1 protein-coding gene is annotated in these 284 nt (G+C 38.0%); it reads right to left on the reverse strand.

The annotated features are described in order from the left end of the window. A partial coding sequence (locus ACSG5Z_RS32050) for a magnetosome magnetite crystal formation protein family (protein WP_435712965.1) occupies positions 1 to 275 on the reverse strand: 275 nt, incomplete at its 3' end. Positions 276 to 284: the final 9 nt, after the last annotated feature.

Here is a 284-nt window from a genome sequence, read left to right on the forward strand (position 1 = left end):
AAGTAGTATAAGCTAAAAATGCCGCAAATACATAAGACAATCATTGCTCCACTGCCAAGTGTTACGTCTGGTTGATTCGATCCGATACCCATAATTCCTAGAATAATAAATCCAATAAATGACGCGATGCTTGGAATGATGTGTGTCCATAGAGCTCGTTTTGCGTGCGGTTTCGTTTCAGAATCGCCCACAATCCACACAATGATAGGGAATAAGATAGGGGCAAAAAATACACTAAAGTATGATAAAGCTGCTAATATTTTGTTTCCGTTCATATATATCAC

This window comes from Bacillus pretiosus (assembly GCF_051294775.1).
GTDB lineage: Bacteria > Bacillota > Bacilli > Bacillales > Bacillaceae_G > Bacillus_A > Bacillus_A wiedmannii.